Genomic DNA, 19811 nt, shown 5'->3' with positions numbered 1-19811 from the left:
TCTGTTAAGAAGGAAAAACAATGACCTGGCATTACGAGAAAAATGGCATACGCCACGACAATGTGACCGAAGACGACATCACCAGCCTGATTATGCGCGGTGAACTGACTGCATCCACTCTGGTGTGGCGACAGGGAATGGCAGAGTGGCAGCCGGTCTCCGCTACTCCGCTGGCTTCGACGCTGCTCCGGAGCACCACACCACCAGCGCTGCCGGGGAACCGCATTCCGGGTGGCGTTGTGTGGACGCTGGCATTTGCTCCCTTCATTGGCTACGCGCTGGAGTTGTGGACTGCAGGATTGAGCGGGATGTCATTTGACGAGGCATATGATGCCGTCTCGGGTGGGCAGTACTGGTTTATCACGCTGCTGCTCAATATTGCTCTGGGGTATCTCGATGAACGACGCCTGCGTAAGGCCGGAGTGGACACCACCACGTTCGGCAAACTGGCCTGGCTGGTGCCGTTCTATCTGTGGCGGCGGGCGAAAACTCTCGGTCAGAAACCGGCTTACTTCTGGGTATGGCTTTTGATGCTGGCCCTGACTGTCTGGGCCTGAATGACCGCTACCTGATTCTTTCTCTGTTTAGGACCAACGTAATGAAAACACTGATTAAAGTACTGGGTATTACCGGCAGCCTTCTGCTCTGTGTGGGCGCTCAGGCTCAGCCTTATAACCGGACCCTCCCTGCTGTAGTTAATGACAACAACGGGAACATTTTCTGGTGCGATGCGCATCGTCAGGTTACCGGAAAATGCGAAGCCATGTCTGTTGACCGCCTGGGCGGGATGGTCACGGTGCGTTCCGCACCCTTTAAAGACTGCGAAGGCGGCCTGTGGGGCTGGATAACTATCATGCGCAACGATGTGTCGAAAGGATTCACCATTACTCCGGACAAGAAATACGGACTCACCGTAAAAGACCTGTGCCGTCCGGGCACGGTAGTGACCTTTAAACCCAACCAGAAGAAGCCGGAATATGACGACCTGGTGGCACTTTACCAGGGCAAAGAGCTGTTTCGCTACCGGCGCTTCTGATAACACCCGATATCAACCTCTCTCATTTTGCCCGACAGCGGGCTGGATTAATTCAGGAAGAAGACCATGCTGAAAATAATGACCTCTGCTGTACCTGCCCTCATTCTGTCACTTGCCGCCTTCAGTGCCGGTGCCGCTCAGCTTCCGGCAAGTCTGATGGATAAAGACAATCCCGGCCAGGAGTACTGGTGCCAGGGAAACGACATCAATACGTCCATGTGCTCACTGACCGGTGTCAGCGACGACCATAAATTTGCCCTGATTCAGGACCTGCCGGGCCCAGCCTGTGAAGATTTAAGCTTCGGGATTATCGACCTGGTGCGCCAGACCGGCATCAATGTTCCTTACGATGGTGGTGACTGTAAGGGCGATGTGAAGGCCGGTTTTGTACGCAGCGCGGAAGATAATGCCCTGTATGTGAAGATTGTTCGGGGCAGCAAAACCCTGCGGCTGTATAAGGTACAAACCGGTTACTGACAATCTCCCCACACCCGCATATTCCCAAAGCCCCTGACGCGTCTGCGTCAGGGGCTTTTGCTTTTAAGGTACATCGAATGTCTGAATCTCACATGCTGCCACCGGGACCTTTTACCCGACAGCAGGCCGAAGCGGTTACCCGCAGGTATCGCAACATCAGCATTGAAGACGACCAGGGCACACACTTCCGCCTGGTGGTTCGTGACTCTGAAGGTCGAATGATCTGGCGGGCGTGGTGCTTTGAACCGGATGCCGGTGAAGGGCTTAACCGTTATATCCGCAACTCAGGCATGCTCAGAGCATCCTCCTCCTGACCACACCCATTCATCATCCCTGTCTGTCCTTTATTTCCCATACGCCAGCCATCGTCGCTGGCGTTTTTATTGACGGAGAAAATCCATGACGACACAAACTCAATGCGAATTGGTACCCGCTAATGAACCTCAATTTGCCCTTACAGCAACACCAGTACCTGACGAACAGCGTCTCGATTTCTGGCCGCTGTACTTTGGCACTATCCCGCAGTGGATAACGCTGGAACCGCGTATTTTCGCCTGGATGGAGCGCTTTTGTGATGAGTACAGCGGTGGTATCTGGTCCTTTTACACGCTCAGTAATGGCGGCGCGTTTATGGCCCCTGATGCTGACGGTGGCGATAAATGGCATCTGTTTAATAGCATGAACGGCAATGGCGCGGAAATGAGCGTGGAAGCCGCAGGTATCGCGGTCTGCATGATTGAATACAGCCATCACGCCTGTCGCACAGAGTGTGACGCAATGACCGCACACTATTATCGCTTGCGGGACTATGCCCTGCAGCATCCTGAAGCTCACGCCATTCTGCGTATCATCGACTGAACGGAGGAACAAAGGATGAAACAGCTCTCCTTTTTACCCGGCGAGATGACGCCACAGGACCGGCGTCTCATTCAGCGGGCGCTCAGGGCTCTGGAGCGGCACCTGCATGAGCCAGGGGTAGCCTTCACCTCTACTCACGCCGTTCGGGAGTGGTTGCGACTGCATATGGCCGCACTTGAGCGGGAAGAGTTCCGGGTGCTGTATCTGGATAATCAGAACCAGCTTATCGCCCATGAGACGCTCTTTAGTGGCACGATTAACCGCACCGAGGTCCATCCCCGGGAAGTGGTCAAACGTGCACTGCACTTCAATGCGGCGGCGGTGATACTGGTGCATAACCATCCTTCCGGCGAGACGACACCCAGCCAGGCTGACAAAGCCCTCACGCAGCGACTGACTCAGGTACTTCAACTGGTGGATATCCGTATTCCTGACCATCTGATTGTTGGTGGCAGGCAAATCTATTCGTTCGCAGAACACGGTCTGTTGTGAGGTATTACATGAAAATTATCAGTAAACGCCGGGCAATGACGATATACCGCCAGCATCCTGAGTCCCGAATCTTTCGCTACTGCACCGGAAAATATCAGTGGCACGGTAGCGTCTGTCATTACACCGGCAGGGATGTTCCGGATATCACAGGAGTCCTGGCTGTGTACGCCGAACGCCGCCAGGACCGCAACGGGCCTTATGCCTGCCTGATGAGCATCACCCTGAACTGACAATTGTGGAGAACTGTAATGAGCAACATCATTTGGGGCCTGCAGCGCGATATCACGCCGCGCCTGGGAACACGTCTGGTGCAGGAGGGCAACCAGCTGCACTACCTGGCTGACCGGGCCTGTATCACAGGTAAGTTCAGTGATGCCGAATGTCTTAAGCTGGATGTGGCATTTCCGCATTTTATCAGCCGGATGGAATCCATGCTGAGCACGGGTGAAATGAATCCTCGCCACGCCCACTGCGTCACCCTGTACCACAACGGTTTTACCTGCGAAGCCGATACCCTTGGCAGTTGTGGCTATGTATACGTCGCTGTTTATTCCACTCAGCGCTAACAAATTTCACGAGAACAAATATGAAAATTCTACCGGCTACAATTTCGCGGGCGGCGAAGCCCTGCCTGCCACCCGTTGCAGTCTGGCAATTGCTTCTTACACGGCTACTGGAAAAACACTATGGTCTGACCCTGAACGATACGCCGTTCAGTGATGAAACCGTTATAAAGGAACATTTCGATGCCGGTATCACTCTCGCTAATGCCATTAACTTTCTAGTGGAAAAGTACGAACTGGTTCGTATCGATCGCAGAGGGTTTAGCTGGCAAGAACAAACGCCATATCTCACGAATATTGATATCATGAGGGCCCGCCGCGATCTGGGTTTATTAAATCGTAATTAGTCTGATGCTACTGGTGTCGCTGCTTTCGAGTATGCCTGCCATTTGCTATCATCTCGCTTCCTGCTGATTTATCGACAAAGGTAATTACTTGAATTCAAAGCCTCTGTGCTTTGGGGGTATCTTTGGGGGTATAAGTTAAGATATAACTTGAAAATTCTATATTTTTCAAGTTATTGGCGGGGTTGTTCTAACCCCTTCGCCCGCTCCAATTTTTCATCGTGAATTTTCTTGGCTCCATAAATTTGATTGCGTAATCTGTATACAACATTAAGTTGATATTTTACATATCTAATATACTAATCTTAACGCAGGAGGTTAAAATGGCTATTACAAGTAGTACGTTCGGTCGCACCATCCTGACGGGAAAAGATGCAGAACAAATGCTTAAGCAAATAAAGAACTCTAAGCCTAATGCTAATGCTAAACGTTCTTTAGAAAATGCACGTCAGAATCGCCAAAAAACAGTAAAAAATGCATAGTTTAAATTTAGGGTAGGTTGTTGAACTAAAATGGAATTATTATAACCTAACCTAATCATCCTTCCTTTAAATCAATATCATAAACATAAAAATTTTAGTGGTGGTTCAAAAGAATATCAACCGCTAAAATCTTTCATTCAAAAAGATGCCTTATTATTCCAAGATGGTTGTATCGCTCAAACATATATTGTAGCTGATGACAATATGCGAGAAGACAAAAATAAGCCTATCGACACTTTTCCTTTTAAAATACTAGGCTACATTACATTAACTTGTAGTCAGGTTAACCTTAAAGAATATGATTTAGGTGATTGTGTTCGTGCTAGTTCATATGAATTTTTACCAGCTGTTAAAATCGCACGTTTAGCTGTTGATTCTAATAATCGGACTTCAGGAATTGGTTCAATGCTTTTTGAATATGCATTGTTAATGTCACTGGATGATATTCGTCCTATGGTTGGATGTAGGTTTTTGATAACAGATGCTAAAAAAAGTGCTATGGAATTTTATTCTAAAAAGGGAATGGAATTGCTTGATACTGAAGAAAATAAGAGTACAGATCACCCAATTATGTTTATTGATTTGTTTACGTTGATTGAAAGTTAATTGCGTCATTCTATCCTTGCTCTACTTTTAGCTAATTTAAGAATATTCCAAACCTTATTTTCCCCTTCAATTATCCTTTTATCTCTTTAATACTTCTTATTTGTTTTTCAAGTCACTGATTTTATAGTTTGTTGATTTTAAATGAATTTGTTATTCTCATGTCAAATTATAAAAAATGATAGATAAGTAACATTTTTGCTTCCTTCATCTAACTCTTTTTATGTATAGAAAATAAAAAACCAATTTATAAAAAACTTTAGTAAAAAATTAAAATAAATTGAAAAAGTGTCGATAAAAGTACATTACGCCCTATTGGGCTTACTTTATCTTGTTAGTTGAGAAATTCGATGCGGAAACTTCGTAACATTACTATTCGTCTGATGATGTTAGTCATACTGGGGACTTTATGTGTGCTATTTGGCGGTGTCAGTCTTTATAGCGCATGGGCGCTAGAGCAAATATCCAAAGGTAATCAATCTGATAATCAAATAATAAAACAAATGGCTGCACTCAGTCAGGGAAATGATCAGTATTTTCGATTCACTTCTCGATTAAATCGTCTCGTTGAGGAAAAAGCAGAAGGCAAAGACGTCGATTTTACACAAGTACAATTGGCGATGGAAAATATGGAAAAACAGATCACGTATATGAAATCTGTTTCTCCAGGGCCGATGGATGAAAAAGTATCAAAAGAACTAATGGACGTATGGCAAGCACTTTTTGAACAAGGCGTAAAAAAGCAGATGGAATTAGCGCTCAATGGCACTATCGAGCAATATGTACATCATGCAAAAAATGTAACACCTGCGTTGAGTCGCGAATTAGGTAATGTGAGTGAAAACTTTAATAATGCCGCAAATATAAAAATTGATAGTACGATTGAAGAAGTGGATAACCTTATTGAGGTGACACAAATTGTTATTATTATTAGTGTCATTTTAGGGGGAATTATTCTGCTCCTCACTGATCGTTATTTAGTCGCTATGTTACAAAAACCACTCGAAAATATTCGCCAACATTTTGTGAAAATTACAGAAGGTGATCTGAGTCAGTCACTAGAACCTTTTGGTAATAACTGTGCTGGGCGATTAATACCGTTATTAAATGATATGCAAAATAGTTTGCATGAAGCAGTAAGTACGATCCGAATGGGAAGTGATAGTATTTATCGTGGCGCATCTGAAATAGCCAAAGGGAATAACGATTTAGCTTCTCGTACAGAAGAGCAAGCAACAGCATTAGAGCAAACAGCAGCAAGTATGGAAGAGATAACAGCTGCCGTTAACCAGAATATGGAACACGCTTATCAAGCGAGAGAGTTGGCTGAAGTTGCATCAGTGACTGTTGAAAAAGGCAATGAATTAGCTGAATCTGTTGTGACAACAATGGACGGGATATCTAATAGTTCAAGTCAGATTGCAGATATCATCAATGTCATTAACAACATTGCGTTTCAAACAAATATACTCGCCTTAAATGCGTCAGTGGAAGCGGCAAGAGCAGGGGCTCATGGTCGAGGATTTATGGTTGTCGCTAATGAAGTGCGTAATTTAGCAGGAGATAGTGCCAAAGCAGCTAAAGAGATTGAAGTCCTTATTGCTGATTCCACTGCGCGTGTAAAAAAAGGTGCAAAATTAGTGAGTGATATGGAAAACACGATGGAAGACATTTTGATGGGAGTTAAGCAGGTAACGTCAATAATGAAAGAAATCACTATTGCATCTGAAGAGCAAAGTAAAGGTATTGGTCAAGTGAGTGTAGCTATTACTCAAATGGATGGTGTAACACAACAGAATGCTTCTTTAGTTGAACAAGTTTCAGCGGCAGCTATTTCATTAGAAAGACAAACCGAAGAATTACAGTTATCGGTACAAAAATTCAATCTTGCTCATCGTTGATATAGAGAATATTCATAAAGTGTGTCTAAGGTGGTAAGTTTTTACTCTTTAGACGCATAAACATAATAAATCTAAAGTTTAAATTCTTATTATTCGTGCTTTTATTTAAAATTAGAAATAAGTTTAACTTAATCATTGATCGAGTATTGAAACAGTAATGGTTTATAATTTTTTTCATAAGGAACAGAAAATCATTATTCAAATTAAGTGAGCCATAAATAATAATATTATTTCGTTTATACTCAATCAATTAAAAAGTACTTTTTATTTCAACTTTCATAATCAATCAGTGATTATGTTAAAGTTTAAATCGATTTGATTTTTAAAGATATAGATATAAATCCTCTCTAATATAAATAATAATAGAGAGGGCGATGAAGAATGTAGCTTTAATGTTTAGAGTATTTTTTTTATATACTGTTCGGTCTTGCTTATAATATTTTGGTATTGAGGATGATCGATATAAGCATCATTGATGGTCTTATTTATATCGTGGATCACTATTTCTTTTTGTTTATCTGTCAAAGTCAATAACAAGGCTTTTAGAACTACTTTTACTGCTGCAATTTCATACTCTATATTGACAACTTTTTTTTCCATAAGATCCTCAAAAGAACGACAATTTATTGCTGTGTGATAAATTATTTTTATATTAATTAATTGTTTATTTAAATCCAAGAAAAAATTAAATTGATAAAAGAATATACAACTTTATCGCATTTTTCGTTAGAACAGTAACTGTGAGGATATTTGAGATGTAGGAAATAGACACTCAGTAAATTTAACTTAGCGTTGTGTGAATGAAAGAAAAATCACAGTATATCCTATACAAAATAATCAATAGGATACTATTAGTACCCTATAAGAATTAGGGGATAAATTTAATAGCAATAGAAAATATCGTTTTCATTAGGTTTGAATAAGCTTTTTCACATATTGCTCAGTTAAGTTAATAACTTCATTAAGCTGAGGGTATTTGTTAGATGTATCCTCAAGCACTATAGATATATTGCCCAACATATCTCTTCGTTGTTTATCATTTAGCGTGGAAAGTAAAGATTTGATAACAATTTTTAGAGCAGCGATTTCACATTCAATTTCTTTTAAATTTTTATCCATGACTTACCTGCCAGTATTTAATGGATGAATAATATAGATAATTTTTTTGTTTATCACAATTATAGAAGCATATTATTTAGATATGTATCGCACATTATGGCTAACGTTCTTACCTAATATAAATTATTAAAAATAATTATCAAATTTTAAGTTTTATATGTGGTAGTAGATTGAAGTCTATTGATATTTTCTGACTTTAGAACGAATAAGATAAATGATTAAATTTGATCTCAAGCCCGATTCTATTTAAATCACTTTATTTTTGGTTATATAACAAACAGTTTTTAATTGTAATAATAAAGTATATCTCTTAAAGATAATCTATTTTTGTCTTTTGTTATTAAATGTTGAAGTGAGCAAGATTATTATCACTTTTTATCTATAAAATGTTAAAACTTTTATTTGTCAGTAGAGATATTATAACCAAATAAATTAAATTAACTTTGATGTTCAAAAAAAGAGCTTATGTTTTTCACATAAAGCTCTTTTTAGTCTATTTGATTATTGATTATTTTGCTTCACAAAAGCCACGTAGGCATCAACCCAGTTTTGCATAAAAGTTGCTGTTTTCTCTGAAAACTGCCCATTCTCAACCATTCCGTCATACCATTTTAGATAACATTCAGGTTGATTTAGCGTCGGCATATTTAAGAAGGCTAATGAATTACGTAAATGCTGTTGAGCTATTGCCGTACTAATATTACCAATTGAAACACCAATAATACCGGCTGGAATTTCATTCCAAGCATTCGTTCCATAAGGGCGAGAAGCTTGGTCAATCGCATTTTTAAGTACACCAGGTATTGAGCGGTTATATTCTGGTGTGACAAAGATGATGCCTTGGCACGCTTTTATTTGTTGTTTGAAATCGATAACAGAAGAAGGGGTATGACTGTCATCATCTTGGTTATAGAGAGGAAGAGCACTAATATCGATAAACTGACAGGTAAATTCTTGAGGAAATAACTTAATTAAAGCATGTGCTGTTTGTCTATTAAACGAATCTTTTCTTAAACTACCGACAACGATACCAATTTTAAAATGACTCATCTTAGTTCTCCTATTTGGAAGGATAAAATGAATATCAATACCGATATTAGATATTCATTTTTTGATTTTATCTCGGTATTAAAAAACAGCAACAAAATATAAGGGTATTTTTTACACGTAAATTACGTAAATAAATGATAAAATTAGTATTATTATTTTTATTATTATCTGGTATTATTCCATCAATATAAAAAACGATCAGTTTATATGACAACATTTTTACTAAATAAATCCGATATTCAATATTTGATGTATTTAGTGTGATGTAAGTAGTGTTTTAAGAAAAAATAAATGAAATGATAGGAACACTCATTGCAACCAAGGGTGTTAGCCTATTTATTTAGTATGCAGTAGGTAATAGAAAATTATAATAAAATGGCTTAAAATGCGACAACTCATATGCTCTTATTTAAGTCTGATCGGAATTAAGGAAAAATGATGTCCTTATTACAAAATAAAAAGAATGTCCTCGCTGTATTTATGGCAACCAGCGTCCTCGCCCTATCTGGGTGTGCGTGGACTGATCACACTCGTCCAATTGAAACGCCAGCGCCAACACAAACCACACAGCCTGTAGCAACTACTCAACCAGTGGCTGTTGCACAACCGCTTTCTATGGCACCTGCAGCAGAGCCTGCTGATAGTGGCGTAGATGCAAGAAAATTGGGGCTAGCACCACAAAGTGCTTGCATCAAACAACTTGATTCTTTGAAAACTTTTTCTCCATCTGACTATCAATCCATGATGAGTTCATTTAAAGAAATTAGCGAAATCAATGCGATGTACCGTAGTGTTCAAGGTACAGCAAGTAAAGATAGCTTAGATTTATTGAAAATGAGTATTGAATCAAAAACAGAAGTTTTATGTGCAAAAGTTCGCTATTTGTCGATTATGTCAGTTAATTCGACATTAAAAAAATTAGGTGAATAATTACTATGAAATTAAAGCAGAGTGTTTGTCTCGCTTTTATGCTGTTTCCAACACTATCGTTTGCCAATAATGAGTTTAATTCTGTTATTGAAGATTTTGACCGTTATTTTGAAACGCAAGAGCCAATTAAAATTGAGCCTAAAACATCTGCTACAATTTCATCGTCAACGAGAGCTGGTCAGGCTAATCGTGGAGTAAACCGCACCACAACAGCGACTCAACAAACAAAACCAGAGCAACGAGTTAAACCTTCTACGCCAGCTAAAATAGATAATCAGGCAGTCGAACCTGTTAAGACTCCTGATATCACGCTGGCAGAAAATTGCCCTGTGTTACCCGCCAGTTATTCAAAATTAAAGAGTGATTACACTCGTTATTTAACGCCGTTGCTTTCATTTGTTCCGATTAAACCACAATTTACACCAGAGGATCTTAATCGTTATAGCTACCGAAATAATGCAACGGTTTATAACCCGTTAGCTCTTTATTCAAAAGAGAGTTATACAAGGCCTCAACGTAATGACAACTTCTTGTTAGATATTATTCCAGGAACATTTTATTCTGTTACGGCCATCCCTTTTCACTTTGCATATCAGTTCAATCGCTCTGTACTCGATCATAAACAACCTCTTTTTAATAAAGAGCTATTAAATCGTTTAGCTGATACGAGAAATAAATACCAAACGTTGTATCAAAAATACACTGAACAGGCAGCTATAACAAAAGAGCATTTGGAAAAACTTCAAAATGCCAATAACCAAATTAAACAACTCGAATTGACGCTGGCTGAAACAGAAGAAAAATTAGCTACGGCGAATAACTTACTTACTGATGACACGTTAAAACAAGCTGTTTCCAAGCTACAAAGTGATTTGGAAACAATAAAAAAAGAGCGTGACTTATTAGTTAAGCAATTAGCCGAAAAAGAGAACGTATTACAGGCTACAACAGTAAAAAATACAGAATTAGCAAAACAGCAACAAGATTTTGAAAAACAAGCAGGGATACTTAAAAGCTTAGAGGCGAAATATACTCAGCTTGAGCAAGACAAAGAGCAATTAGAATCTCAGTATCAACAGGCTCAGGCTCTGTTAAAAGATGATAGCGCCAAAAAAGAGATTGATAAATTACAAAGTTCACTTGAAAGCATAAAATTAGAGCAAGAGAAGTTAATTAGCCAATTAAATGAAAAGCAGACACTACTCGCTAAAATTGAACAAGAAAAAGAAGCTATACAAGCTCAGTATGTCGAATCTCAGCAATTGCTAAATAGTAACAATAAGCAAAAAGAACAAGAATTAGCTAATTTAGAAGCAGCAAAAAATAAAGAGATAGCAACATTAGAAAATTCGTTATCAACAATAACGACTGAGCAAGATAAATTAACGAAACAACTCACAGATGTACAAAATCAATTAGCAACAATAAAGAAAGAGAAAGAAGATGTGCAGACTCAATTTGCACAGGCTCAACTTTTGCTAAAAGATGACTCTGCGAAAAAAGAGATAGATAAATTACAAAGCACATTATTGAAGATCACGTCAGAACGTGAAGATTTATCTAAAGAACTTGCATTAAAAGTGGCAGAAGCAGAAAAGCAACAAGATGCTAATAGCAAACTTGTTGAGGAACAACGTAAAGAAATAGCACAATTACAATCACAGGTTGAAAAAAATAATCAGGAACAAACTCAACTTAATAAAACGCTTTTAGCTGTCCAGCAACAAAAAGAGCAGGCAGATGAAAAACTAAAAGCAATTCCAGAATTAAAATTACAGTTAGATAATAAAATAACTGAATTAGCTGATCTGAAAAAGAGCTTATCTGCGGGTGAAAAAGCCGTTGATAGTTTAATTACTGATAAAAATAATCTGATAGCTAAGTTAGAGAAAGCGCAAAGTGAGCTATCGAATAAATATCAAACATTAGATACACAATTTAAAGAGAATAATATCGCATTAGCTCAAGTCACCACGAGCAAAACAGAAAGTGAGAAAACGTTAGCATTGCTAGAAAAACAACTCTCTGAAAAGCAAAATACGACAGATAAATTGAGCGCTCAATTAGCTGAAGCGAAAGTACAATTAGAAAAACAAAATACAGAAAGTACACAGCAAATTAGTACATTAAAGCAACAGCAAACAGAATCTATTGCTAAATTAAATGAGCAAATTAAAGCAAAAGATGCTGAATTAGCGAAAGTTAATACAGATACTAGTAATATTTTAAAAGAAAATAAAACGCTAAAAGAGCAGCTTGAGAAAATGGCGGGCGAAGGGCAAATGATTGCAGGACAACTTGCTTATGCTTATTCGATTATTGGAAAAGATAATGCCCAGCGTAATAAATCCATTTTATCTGAGATCCAAAAACAGAATTACGTACAATATGACGACAATACCTATTTTAAAATTTTAAAACAGGGTAAACCCGTTACATCAATTGCGGGCAAAACAGTTGTATTTACTATGCATGAAGAGCTAACAGATGGCACTGTGACGCTTAATTATGATAAAGCTAAGCCTCTTATTTTACCTTATCGCCAATTACCACTACCATTGAATACCTTTATTGCCAAAGCAGGTATCAATGGTAAAGCTAAAATTTATATAAAACCAGGTGGTGGTTATGGGAAAAATGGTGTTCCAGGGCAAGTGCCTCCAGAGTCCATGTCTATCGTTACAATTGAGATCTTAGATATTAAATAGAATAATTAAAAGTTAACATCAGCTCTTCTCTTTTTATTTAGAGAAGAGCTGAAATTTTATTATCGCCATAAAAATTCATCGTTCTTTAAGCAAAGATCTCTTTCTAATAACCAAATTTTTAAATTTTGACAATTTTCAGGATTTTTTGGAATACTGTTTAAAATCTTCCATAGCGGTTTTATCAATTCTGAACGTGGTGTTACACCTTGGATGTAATCTAGTGTGTTATTTATTTCAAAATTAAATACTGGTTCATTTTTCCAATTCTCTAAAAGTAACTTAATATCTTTTTGTAGTAGATCATTAATCACAATGAGTCGGACTTTATCTGAATTTAGTTTGATATTAATGTCATCTAAAGATAAAAAAGAATCACTTGTATTTGATAGCTGTTTTCTTTCGAATGACTTAATATTTTCACACTGCTTAATTTGAGACTCTAGCTCTCTTTTAGTTTTATAAAGTGTGAATAGTTGAGGGGCAAGATGCTGAACCCACCAAATAAATAGAGGCTTTATAACAGCTTGAATTAAGCGCATATGTTCATTGATATTGACAGTAGCTCTCAATGATTTATCCCAATCCATTGGGGTTAACGTAGAATTTGCTTGTTGCGTATGAAATGAACTTGCTAAGCCAACAACATCACGAATTTCTTCTTTAGTGATATCAACAAAACAGTATTTTTTTCGTAAAAACCAAGTGGATTGCAATAAATTGTCTAAGCTTTCACGACATAATACTCGAGATAATATTTTTATCTGATGTGCATTAACATCACATTCAGTGTCGCCGTTTTTATTAGACTGCAAAGAAAACTGTAGATCAAACAAATCATCTACAGTTTTTTTATCACTGGTTGCCATCATTTTTTTTAGTAAAGCTAAATAGTCATAATAATGGGCTTGTGGGGTATGTTTATTTTCTTTGATCACGATATAGAACTCACTCATAAGAATAAATTTCAAGTATTCTAACTATGAATGACTTTTAGATATTATGATATTCGGTCGGATTTTTTATAATTTTAATCTGATGTTTCTCGCTTTACTTGGTGTCATATTAAAACGACGATGGTAACTTTGTGTAAAGTAAGATTGGCTTGAAAAGCCTGACTCCATTGAAATATCAACAATACTCATTTCAGTAGTCAGCAATAGTTGATGTGCGTAAATAATTCTTCTTTCGCAGATCCATGTTCTTGGTGATGTGCCATAGACGTGGTTAAAAAGTTCTTTAAATGTTGTTAACCCCATACCAAATTCACGGGCAAATTGTTTTAGCTTCCAACTTTTTAAATGGTTTTTTTCCATAAATATTTTCAAGCGATCAACTTGGCGATGACTGAGTTGACGCAATAATGCCATTAAATCTGAACCTTGTTCCGTTGACAGTAACAGAATTAAAAGCTCTTCAATTCGTAACCGTGTGAACGCTTCAGGGCAGGATTGGGCGGTGAGATATTCAAAACCATTGCTACAAAAGTGAATAAGAGGAGAGTTTTGAAAACAAATAAAGGCACTAGAAAATTCTTCATCCCTTTCTATATTACACAAAATATCGTTGTATTTTGACATGAAATCTCTTAAGAAATCATCTGAAAGGGGTATCGCAATAATCTCTACAGGATCGGCGCCTTGTGTTTTTAATGTGTAATTGCCCTGTTGTAAAAAAAGAACTTGATCTTGGTTTGCTGTGATTGTATCCGTACAGTTTTGCAAAATAAGTGCATTTTTCCGAATAAGGAAGAGAGCTTTTTGTTCATTTTCTAGTATTTGATATTGTGGATAGAAAAAAGATTTTTTTTGAATCGCACAATTGTTTTGATTATTTTTGTCACATTGCATTGTATTCATAATTCGCCCAAAAATTATTATATGAGTATCACTGTATTTTTATAATGATAAATATAAGTACATTTATAAAAACACTTCTTTATTATTGAGTGCTATTAAAAATAAAAAGGAGACTATTTTCTTTAATTTGATGATGTTTTTTTTTAGATATTAGACACTGCATTTTGTTTTGCTAATTTAAGATAAGTCATTTTGTTAATTTAATGGGGTTTGGTATAAATTGCAAAAGAAAATTAAATAAGAAAAAATTTTTATTTGAGACCATAAAGAATGGTAAGTGCATTTGTGTAATCAATAATTTACACTTATTTTTTCAAGTGTTAAAGTTTATATATAACATGGAGTTATTCTTACTTAGTTTTCTTTACAGTGTAAATAAATAATAGATGCATTTAAAAGATAGGTATAATCATTGTTTTTTTATTGTGGTTGTTTTGTTGTTTTATTGTTGTGTTTTATTTGAAAAGATAAAGTTCATAAAATGAAAGTTAAAACTAAAAAAGAAAACTAGTTTTCCCTGTTATATTAACATAAGTTATAAAAATAGATAAATAAAGATTGATTTTAACAAAAAATAAACACAAATCTCACATTTAAATCTAATTTTTTCTTGGTGATTTTTCATTTTCATTTTTACTGTGACTGATGTCTCATATTTTTATTTTTGAAAAATTAGATTGTTCTGCGGTTTTAAAATAAATATTTTTGAACAATATTTTTATAAAAAAGAATATAAGTATAAAATGTTAATTTTTAATGCGAAATATTTGTCTAGATAAGTGTTTGCTACTCATAATTTATTTACATTAAAGTTTGGTGATTAAAATAGATAATCTTTGTGTTTAATTAAATATTTTTTAGCCTAAGGAACAAATCAAAAAACTAAAAGGTAATAATAGGCTTATTGCTGGCATTATGCTTGCCATCTGTTTATTAGAATGGTGAATGCATAAGTGTATTTATTGTCAGGGAGGTAAGGATATAGCTAATTATGGAGAATAAGCGAACACTGCGAAATATTATATTCAGCGGGATATGGATAATTTGGACTCTTGCCTTAATTGCTTTTTGGCGTTATCAGATGGCAGGCGAATTTTTGATTATTCTAATCCTAATTTTTAGCATTATTATTTATTATATGACGTTGAGGTTAAAAAAAGCCGCTATGTTTAGTCGTAAAACTGAAACACCAAAAGCAGCAGAGCCTGTTGCACCAGTAATAACAGAAGAGAAAAAACCGATGCCAGAGCAAAAACTATACACGATTATTGCAAAAGGAACGGTATTCCAAGGCGATATTAATGTTGAAGGCGATATCCAAATTTGGGGGAAAGTAGCTGGTAATATTAATGTCAAAGATGGCGTTATTCGTGTTATGCATGCGGGGCAAGTTGAAGGCGAATTAACAGCACCAGATATTATTATTGACGGTTTTGTAAAAGGAATTTGTGCTGCTAATAACCTAGATATCTTAGAGCATGGTGAATTACGTGGTACGAGCCGTTGTGGCAGTATGTCTATTAAGCGTGGCGGTATATTTACTGGGCAATCAGAGCAAGTTGAACATCAAGCAAAATCAGTTGCTCAACAACGCGTTGTTTCAATAAAAGAAAGCGCTAATGCAAATAAAGATAAAGTTGCTGCTCCAGTAGAAAACCAACTAAAAGAAAACAAAAAATAAAGTACCATTTTTCTTTTCATTGTTCGTTGTTTATCCTATTTTATCGCTATTGTCTTAATTTTATATAAACAGAGAATAACGATGAATTTAGATACTCCCAGACTACACCTAAGAGAATGGCGTGAGAGTGATAAAGCGCCATTTTTTTCTGAAATCAACTCTTCACCTGAAGTGATGCGCTATTTTCCTTGCACTTTATCTCAATTAGAAAGTGATAATATGGTTGAGGTTATCCGTGAAAAATTTGTTCAACAAAATGGATGGGGAATGTGGGCAGTTGAATTAAAAGAGACTCAAGAGTTTATTGGTTTTGTTGGATTAAATATTCCAGCCGCGCCTTTGCCATTTAATCCCTGCATAGAGATTGGTTGGCGTATTGCGAAAAAGTTTTGGCGAAAAGGTTATACTTATGAAGCGGCTTTAGCTGTATTTAAATTTGCTTTTGAGACTTTGGAGTTAGAGGAAGTTGTTGCTTTTACCGCAGTTTCAAACCTTCCATCTCAAGGTGTAATGCAAAAACTAGGTATGCATCAGTCTGATAATTTCTTTCATCCAGCATTAGATAAAACCCATCCTCTCGCTGAGCATGTTTTATATCGCTTGAAGAAATCCGACTTTACTTTTCAGTCGAACGAATAGTGCGTTTTTTTTCAGGAAGTGGAGGAACAGGTTTTTTATCGTCAATAAGATGGCGTATTGCTAAGATTGGATGATAAATTAACATTCGTGGACCAGCCCAACGCATGATTTGTTTCATCGTTTCTCGTTTTGCTGGTTGGTAACAATGGATAGGGCATTGTTTACAAGCGGGTTTATCTTCACCATAACGACATTTATCTAATCGGTTATAGGAATAATTGATTAATTGTTGATAATAATCTGAGTCAGCTTCAGGATGTGAATGAGCATAAAGGTGAACCATTTTTTGAATGGTTTTTTTTTCACGATTTATTCTTTTTCCTGACATACCTTTCTCTCTTAGCTGTATGTTGCATTTATTATGCATCTTATCATTAAGCAGATAGAGACGCTAAAATATTATTTAATGCGTAATAATAAAAATTTTACTAAAAAGACTTTTCTTTTTTCTTAGAATATACTACTGTATTTATATACAGTTTATTTGCCTTTAAATGGTGAAACCAATGCGTGTGGAAATTTTATTTAATAAACAATCTAAGATAACCGACTCATTATTTCCGCTCTTAGAACACGAACTGAGAAAAAAGATCATTCCAGAATATCCAGATATGCAGTTTCGTATCGCCTTTAGTAGCATGAATTCGATTCAAGTTACAGGCATAAAAGATGAAACTAAGCATGAACACATAATGGAACTTATTCAAAGTGTTTGGGAAGATGATGGCTGGTTGCAAACAGACGATGAATAAAATGTAGTAAATAAAGTAATTACGATTGTCAGAACGAATTGGCTTTTTATTTGTTTATATAAAAAGCCAATGACATAGAAAAGGAAATCACTGGCAATCGAGCTTTAAAACTGTATATCTATCAATGATGACAAATCTTATTTTCACTCGTTGTAAATCCACCTTCTGCTGGAATAAATTTACCTTTCCTTTCTAAGAAATCAACTAATTCAGTCGCTGTCATATTTTCAGCTGAACAAGTATGAAAACGTGAGTCATTGCCGAATTGTTTATGGATAGCATCAATTAGCGATGTTTTAGTAAATGCAGTCTCTGAAGAAAGGATCATTTGCAAAACTTCATGACCATGTATTGATGACATATTGAGCCCCTAAAAAATAAAAGATACATTAATTATGCATCTTTATGGGGTAGTATCTTTGTTTTTAATCATAAAAAGCGATGACAGATTATCATCGCTTAAAAAGAGCCTTATTTTTCACTTCGTTGAAGTATTTTTTGCATTTCATCTTTAAGATGAAGCTTTTCTTTTTTTAGTTTGGCAACTTCATCGTTATAGCCAGCTCCGTTAGGGCCTTCTAATTTAGCAATTTCTTGATCGAGTCGATGATGTTTATCGTAGAGAGCTTCAAAGCGGGGATCACTATTTCTTAATTGAGAAACAAGGGCTTGTTGATCTGAGAACATATAACCTCCTATGAAAAGAAATTGGGTCTCTATTTCAGTATAATCATAGATAGCTTATCTGCACGGTGATGTATCACAAATTTACATTTCATGAAAAAACGTGATTTTTCTTTTTAAAACATTCAGAATTATCCACTCATAGTACTATTTACTAAGATGTTAGCATTCAATCACTAAAAATATTAGTATTCAGATAATGAGCAATAAAAACATCTGACTAATTTTGTTAACGGCGAAGTGTTCGCTGTAAAAATGGAGAGAGTGATGAACAAAGTAATATTATCTTTAGTAGCAGCAATGTCTTTATCTGCGTGTGCACAAGCTACTGACAGTTTAGATAAAGTTGCACCTTATCCTAAGGCTCAAGAAAATCAAGTTCGTCATGTTATCGAATTAGAGAAAAAAGATAATGAAAGCAATTACCAAGTTGAATTAATTATTGGTAAAGAACTTAAAGTAGATTGCAACCATCAGTGGTTTGGTGCGGATTTAGATGAAAAGAATTTAGAAGGTTGGGGTTATAGCTATTATGTTGTTGGCGATTTAAATGGTCCAATGTCAACAATGATGGGATGTGCTGACAATACGAAAAAAGATGCCTTTGTACAGGCAAATATAGGATCAGATGCCTTTATCCGCTATAACAGCAAATTACCTATCGTTGTTTATGCACCAAAAGATGTTGATGTGAAATATCGTATTTGGTCAGCGGCTGAGACTACTCAAGATTCAGTTAAAAAATAACAGTCAACCTGATTTTAAATAAACCATCATTTGCTAAAAAGCCCTTTGTTGTTGAGATAAAGGGCTTTGTTGTTATTTAAGCTAAATATTAGCGTATAACTAAAACTGACATTTTGGCATGGCGTACAATTGATGATGCTGTTGAGCCTAATAAATAAGAGGAAACATTAGGTCTATGTGACGCAATCGCAATTAAATCAGCATCAATGTGGCGGGCATATTCTAAAATTTCATCTTTTGCGTTACCAACACCAACATTACATATAATTTGCTCATCAGGAATTTTTGCATCTTTAATCATGTCTTGTAGTGCAACAAAAGCAAGACGAGTACGTTCTGACGAGTCTTTGAATTTTTCAGGAATAGCAGCAAACTCGATACCAAAGAAAAGTTCAGCATTAGGAATAACGGTGAGGAAGTGGATCTCAGGTTTACCCACCTTTGCTATTTGTTCAATGTGAGCGATTAGTTCCTGAGAAAGTTCATCTTCTAAAATATCAATGGGAACTAGGATTTTCTTATACATTACAAACCTCACTTAGCGTTAGTTTAAAATATTTACCATTATCGCCTAATAGTAAAAAATAGCTGTGATCTGTGTTTTAAATAAGAGTGAGAATGATTATTTACTACTTTACATTATTAAGCATTAAAAATTAAAAACAGGCTGAAATAATATTAACAATATAATGAAAATAAGTTATATACCTTAACTCGTTGACAGGGAAGCAATTAATAATGTCATGTTAAAAATAAATTTCTCTTTTTCTCATTAAAAATAGAAAATGCATAAAAGAATGATTATCAATTATATTATTGTTCTGTATCTATAAGATTTTATTGATAAAAATAAGAGACAGAAAGATTTAAATATGGCATATTAATAGAC

At 36.3% G+C, this 19811-nt stretch carries 27 protein-coding genes; 18 read left to right on the top strand and 9 right to left on the bottom strand.

From position 1 onward, the window contains the following. Positions 1-20: 20 nt before the first annotated feature. The 12 genes from JEP36_RS03120 (at position 21) to JEP36_RS03065 (ending at position 6756) form a co-directional block, all read left to right on the top strand. Complete coding sequence (locus JEP36_RS03120) at positions 21-557, top strand: DUF4339 domain-containing protein (RefSeq protein WP_000219797.1); 537 nt, start codon at positions 21-23, stop codon at positions 555-557. A 41-nt stretch (positions 558-598) separates the two neighbouring features. Beyond that, the gene (locus JEP36_RS03115) at positions 599-1036 is read left to right on the top strand and encodes a hypothetical protein (protein WP_024198335.1); all 438 of its coding nucleotides are present in this window, start codon (positions 599-601) and stop codon (positions 1034-1036) included. A gap of 66 nt (positions 1037-1102) precedes the next feature. Further along, entirely contained in the window at positions 1103-1513 is a 411-nt protein-coding gene (locus tag JEP36_RS03110) for a hypothetical protein (RefSeq protein ID WP_000912997.1), read from the top strand. 77 nt (positions 1514-1590) lie between these two features. Next, positions 1591-1827, top strand: coding sequence for a DUF905 domain-containing protein (locus JEP36_RS03105; RefSeq protein ID WP_000004273.1), 237 nt, complete (start codon positions 1591-1593; stop codon positions 1825-1827). Between the two features lie 85 nt (positions 1828-1912). Continuing rightward, a complete protein-coding gene (locus JEP36_RS03100) occupies positions 1913-2371 on the top strand; it encodes an antirestriction protein (RefSeq protein ID WP_016538084.1) in 459 nt (152 codons plus the stop codon). 15 nt (positions 2372-2386) lie between these two features. Continuing rightward, entirely contained in the window at positions 2387-2863 is a 477-nt protein-coding gene (locus JEP36_RS03095) for a JAB domain-containing protein (protein ID WP_000811694.1), read from the top strand. A gap of 8 nt (positions 2864-2871) precedes the next feature. Next, positions 2872-3093 carry a DUF987 domain-containing protein gene (locus JEP36_RS03090; protein WP_000691995.1) on the top strand — a complete coding sequence of 74 codons (222 nt, stop codon included), beginning with the start codon at positions 2872-2874 and terminating at the stop codon, positions 3091-3093. An 18-nt stretch (positions 3094-3111) separates the two neighbouring features. Further along, positions 3112-3429: a type IV toxin-antitoxin system YeeU family antitoxin gene (locus tag JEP36_RS03085; RefSeq protein ID WP_000065326.1), complete on the top strand. Its 318-nt coding sequence runs from the start codon at positions 3112-3114 to the stop codon at positions 3427-3429. Between the two features lie 20 nt (positions 3430-3449). Then, positions 3450-3773: a TA system toxin CbtA family protein gene (locus tag JEP36_RS03080; protein ID WP_000698542.1), complete on the top strand. Its 324-nt coding sequence runs from the start codon at positions 3450-3452 to the stop codon at positions 3771-3773. 320 nt (positions 3774-4093) lie between these two features. Continuing rightward, positions 4094-4252 (top strand): hypothetical protein, encoded by a 159-nt coding sequence (locus JEP36_RS03075; protein ID WP_196554920.1) that lies wholly within the window; start codon positions 4094-4096, stop codon positions 4250-4252. A 204-nt stretch (positions 4253-4456) separates the two neighbouring features. Next, a complete protein-coding gene (locus JEP36_RS03070; protein ID WP_232805402.1) occupies positions 4457-4858 on the top strand; it encodes a GNAT family N-acetyltransferase in 402 nt (133 codons plus the stop codon). 347 nt (positions 4859-5205) lie between these two features. Continuing rightward, a complete protein-coding gene (locus tag JEP36_RS03065; protein ID WP_198629863.1) occupies positions 5206-6756 on the top strand; it encodes a methyl-accepting chemotaxis protein in 1551 nt (516 codons plus the stop codon). Positions 6757-7152: 396 nt separating this feature from the next. Here JEP36_RS03065 and JEP36_RS03060 read toward each other — a convergent pair whose 3' ends face one another. The 3 genes from JEP36_RS03060 to JEP36_RS03050 all read right to left on the bottom strand — a co-directional run bounded on the left by JEP36_RS03060 (position 7153) and on the right by JEP36_RS03050 (position 8925). Beyond that, positions 7153-7356: a hypothetical protein gene (locus JEP36_RS03060; RefSeq protein ID WP_198620792.1), complete on the bottom strand. Its 204-nt coding sequence runs from the start codon at positions 7354-7356 to the stop codon at positions 7153-7155. A gap of 309 nt (positions 7357-7665) precedes the next feature. Beyond that, positions 7666-7875 carry a sigma-S stabilization anti-adapter protein IraP gene (locus JEP36_RS03055; protein WP_109371058.1) on the bottom strand — a complete coding sequence of 70 codons (210 nt, stop codon included), beginning with the start codon at positions 7873-7875 and terminating at the stop codon, positions 7666-7668. 501 nt (positions 7876-8376) lie between these two features. Continuing rightward, complete coding sequence (locus JEP36_RS03050) at positions 8377-8925, bottom strand: NADPH-dependent FMN reductase (protein ID WP_198620791.1); 549 nt, start codon at positions 8923-8925, stop codon at positions 8377-8379. A gap of 438 nt (positions 8926-9363) precedes the next feature. Here JEP36_RS03050 and JEP36_RS03045 point away from each other — a divergent pair, with 438 nt between their 5' ends. Together JEP36_RS03045 and JEP36_RS03040 are read left to right on the top strand one after the other, a co-directional pair. Next, positions 9364-9855: a hypothetical protein gene (locus JEP36_RS03045; protein ID WP_232797516.1), complete on the top strand. Its 492-nt coding sequence runs from the start codon at positions 9364-9366 to the stop codon at positions 9853-9855. Between the two features lie 5 nt (positions 9856-9860). Then, on the top strand, positions 9861-12563 hold the full coding sequence (locus JEP36_RS03040; RefSeq protein WP_198629862.1) for a sugar transporter: 2703 nt from the start codon (positions 9861-9863) through the stop codon (positions 12561-12563). Positions 12564-12622: 59 nt separating this feature from the next. On the opposite strand, the gene JEP36_RS03035 is transcribed toward JEP36_RS03040, so the two are convergent. Together JEP36_RS03035 and JEP36_RS03030 are read right to left on the bottom strand one after the other, a co-directional pair. After that, positions 12623-13498, bottom strand: a complete 876-nt coding sequence (locus tag JEP36_RS03035) for a T3SS regulon anti-activator ExsD domain-containing protein (RefSeq protein ID WP_311747757.1) — start codon at positions 13496-13498, stop codon at positions 12623-12625. 84 nt (positions 13499-13582) lie between these two features. Next, a complete protein-coding gene (locus tag JEP36_RS03030) occupies positions 13583-14419 on the bottom strand; it encodes a helix-turn-helix transcriptional regulator (protein ID WP_198620787.1) in 837 nt (278 codons plus the stop codon). 1165 nt (positions 14420-15584) lie between these two features. Here JEP36_RS03030 and JEP36_RS03025 point away from each other — a divergent pair. Both JEP36_RS03025 and JEP36_RS03020 read left to right on the top strand, forming a co-directional pair. Continuing rightward, positions 15585-16100, top strand: a complete 516-nt coding sequence (locus tag JEP36_RS03025; protein WP_232805401.1) for a bactofilin family protein — start codon at positions 15585-15587, stop codon at positions 16098-16100. Positions 16101-16181: 81 nt separating this feature from the next. After that, entirely contained in the window at positions 16182-16739 is a 558-nt protein-coding gene (locus JEP36_RS03020; protein WP_109371044.1) for a GNAT family N-acetyltransferase, read from the top strand. On the opposite strand, the gene JEP36_RS03015 is transcribed toward JEP36_RS03020, so the two are convergent. Next, the gene (locus JEP36_RS03015) at positions 16717-17067 is read right to left on the bottom strand and encodes a nitrous oxide-stimulated promoter family protein (protein WP_098942243.1); all 351 of its coding nucleotides are present in this window, start codon (positions 17065-17067) and stop codon (positions 16717-16719) included. The two genes, JEP36_RS03020 and JEP36_RS03015, sit on opposite strands and share 23 nt — an antisense overlap. A gap of 178 nt (positions 17068-17245) precedes the next feature. Between JEP36_RS03015 and JEP36_RS03010 the strand changes: the two genes are divergently transcribed. Continuing rightward, positions 17246-17491, top strand: coding sequence for a DinI-like family protein (locus JEP36_RS03010; RefSeq protein WP_036934877.1), 246 nt, complete (start codon positions 17246-17248; stop codon positions 17489-17491). Between the two features lie 121 nt (positions 17492-17612). On the opposite strand, the gene JEP36_RS03005 is transcribed toward JEP36_RS03010, so the two are convergent. Both JEP36_RS03005 and JEP36_RS03000 read right to left on the bottom strand, forming a co-directional pair. After that, on the bottom strand, positions 17613-17852 hold the full coding sequence (locus JEP36_RS03005) for a YecH family metal-binding protein (protein ID WP_023581559.1): 240 nt from the start codon (positions 17850-17852) through the stop codon (positions 17613-17615). A 110-nt stretch (positions 17853-17962) separates the two neighbouring features. After that, positions 17963-18178: a DUF465 domain-containing protein gene (locus tag JEP36_RS03000; protein WP_023581560.1), complete on the bottom strand. Its 216-nt coding sequence runs from the start codon at positions 18176-18178 to the stop codon at positions 17963-17965. A gap of 252 nt (positions 18179-18430) precedes the next feature. Between JEP36_RS03000 and eco the strand changes: the two genes are divergently transcribed. Beyond that, positions 18431-18922 (top strand): serine protease inhibitor ecotin, encoded by a 492-nt coding sequence (eco, locus tag JEP36_RS02995; RefSeq protein ID WP_255311068.1) that lies wholly within the window; start codon positions 18431-18433, stop codon positions 18920-18922. Positions 18923-19010: 88 nt separating this feature from the next. Here eco and JEP36_RS02990 read toward each other — a convergent pair whose 3' ends face one another. Next, positions 19011-19448, bottom strand: coding sequence for a universal stress protein (locus JEP36_RS02990; RefSeq protein WP_151435692.1), 438 nt, complete (start codon positions 19446-19448; stop codon positions 19011-19013). Between the last annotated feature and the right edge of the window lie 363 nt (positions 19449-19811).

The sequence above is a fragment of the Proteus sp. PR00208 genome, from assembly GCF_016238545.1.
In the GTDB taxonomy this organism is placed as follows: domain Bacteria; phylum Pseudomonadota; class Gammaproteobacteria; order Enterobacterales; family Enterobacteriaceae; genus Proteus.
This window is presented reverse-complemented; position numbering and strand designations above follow the sequence as displayed.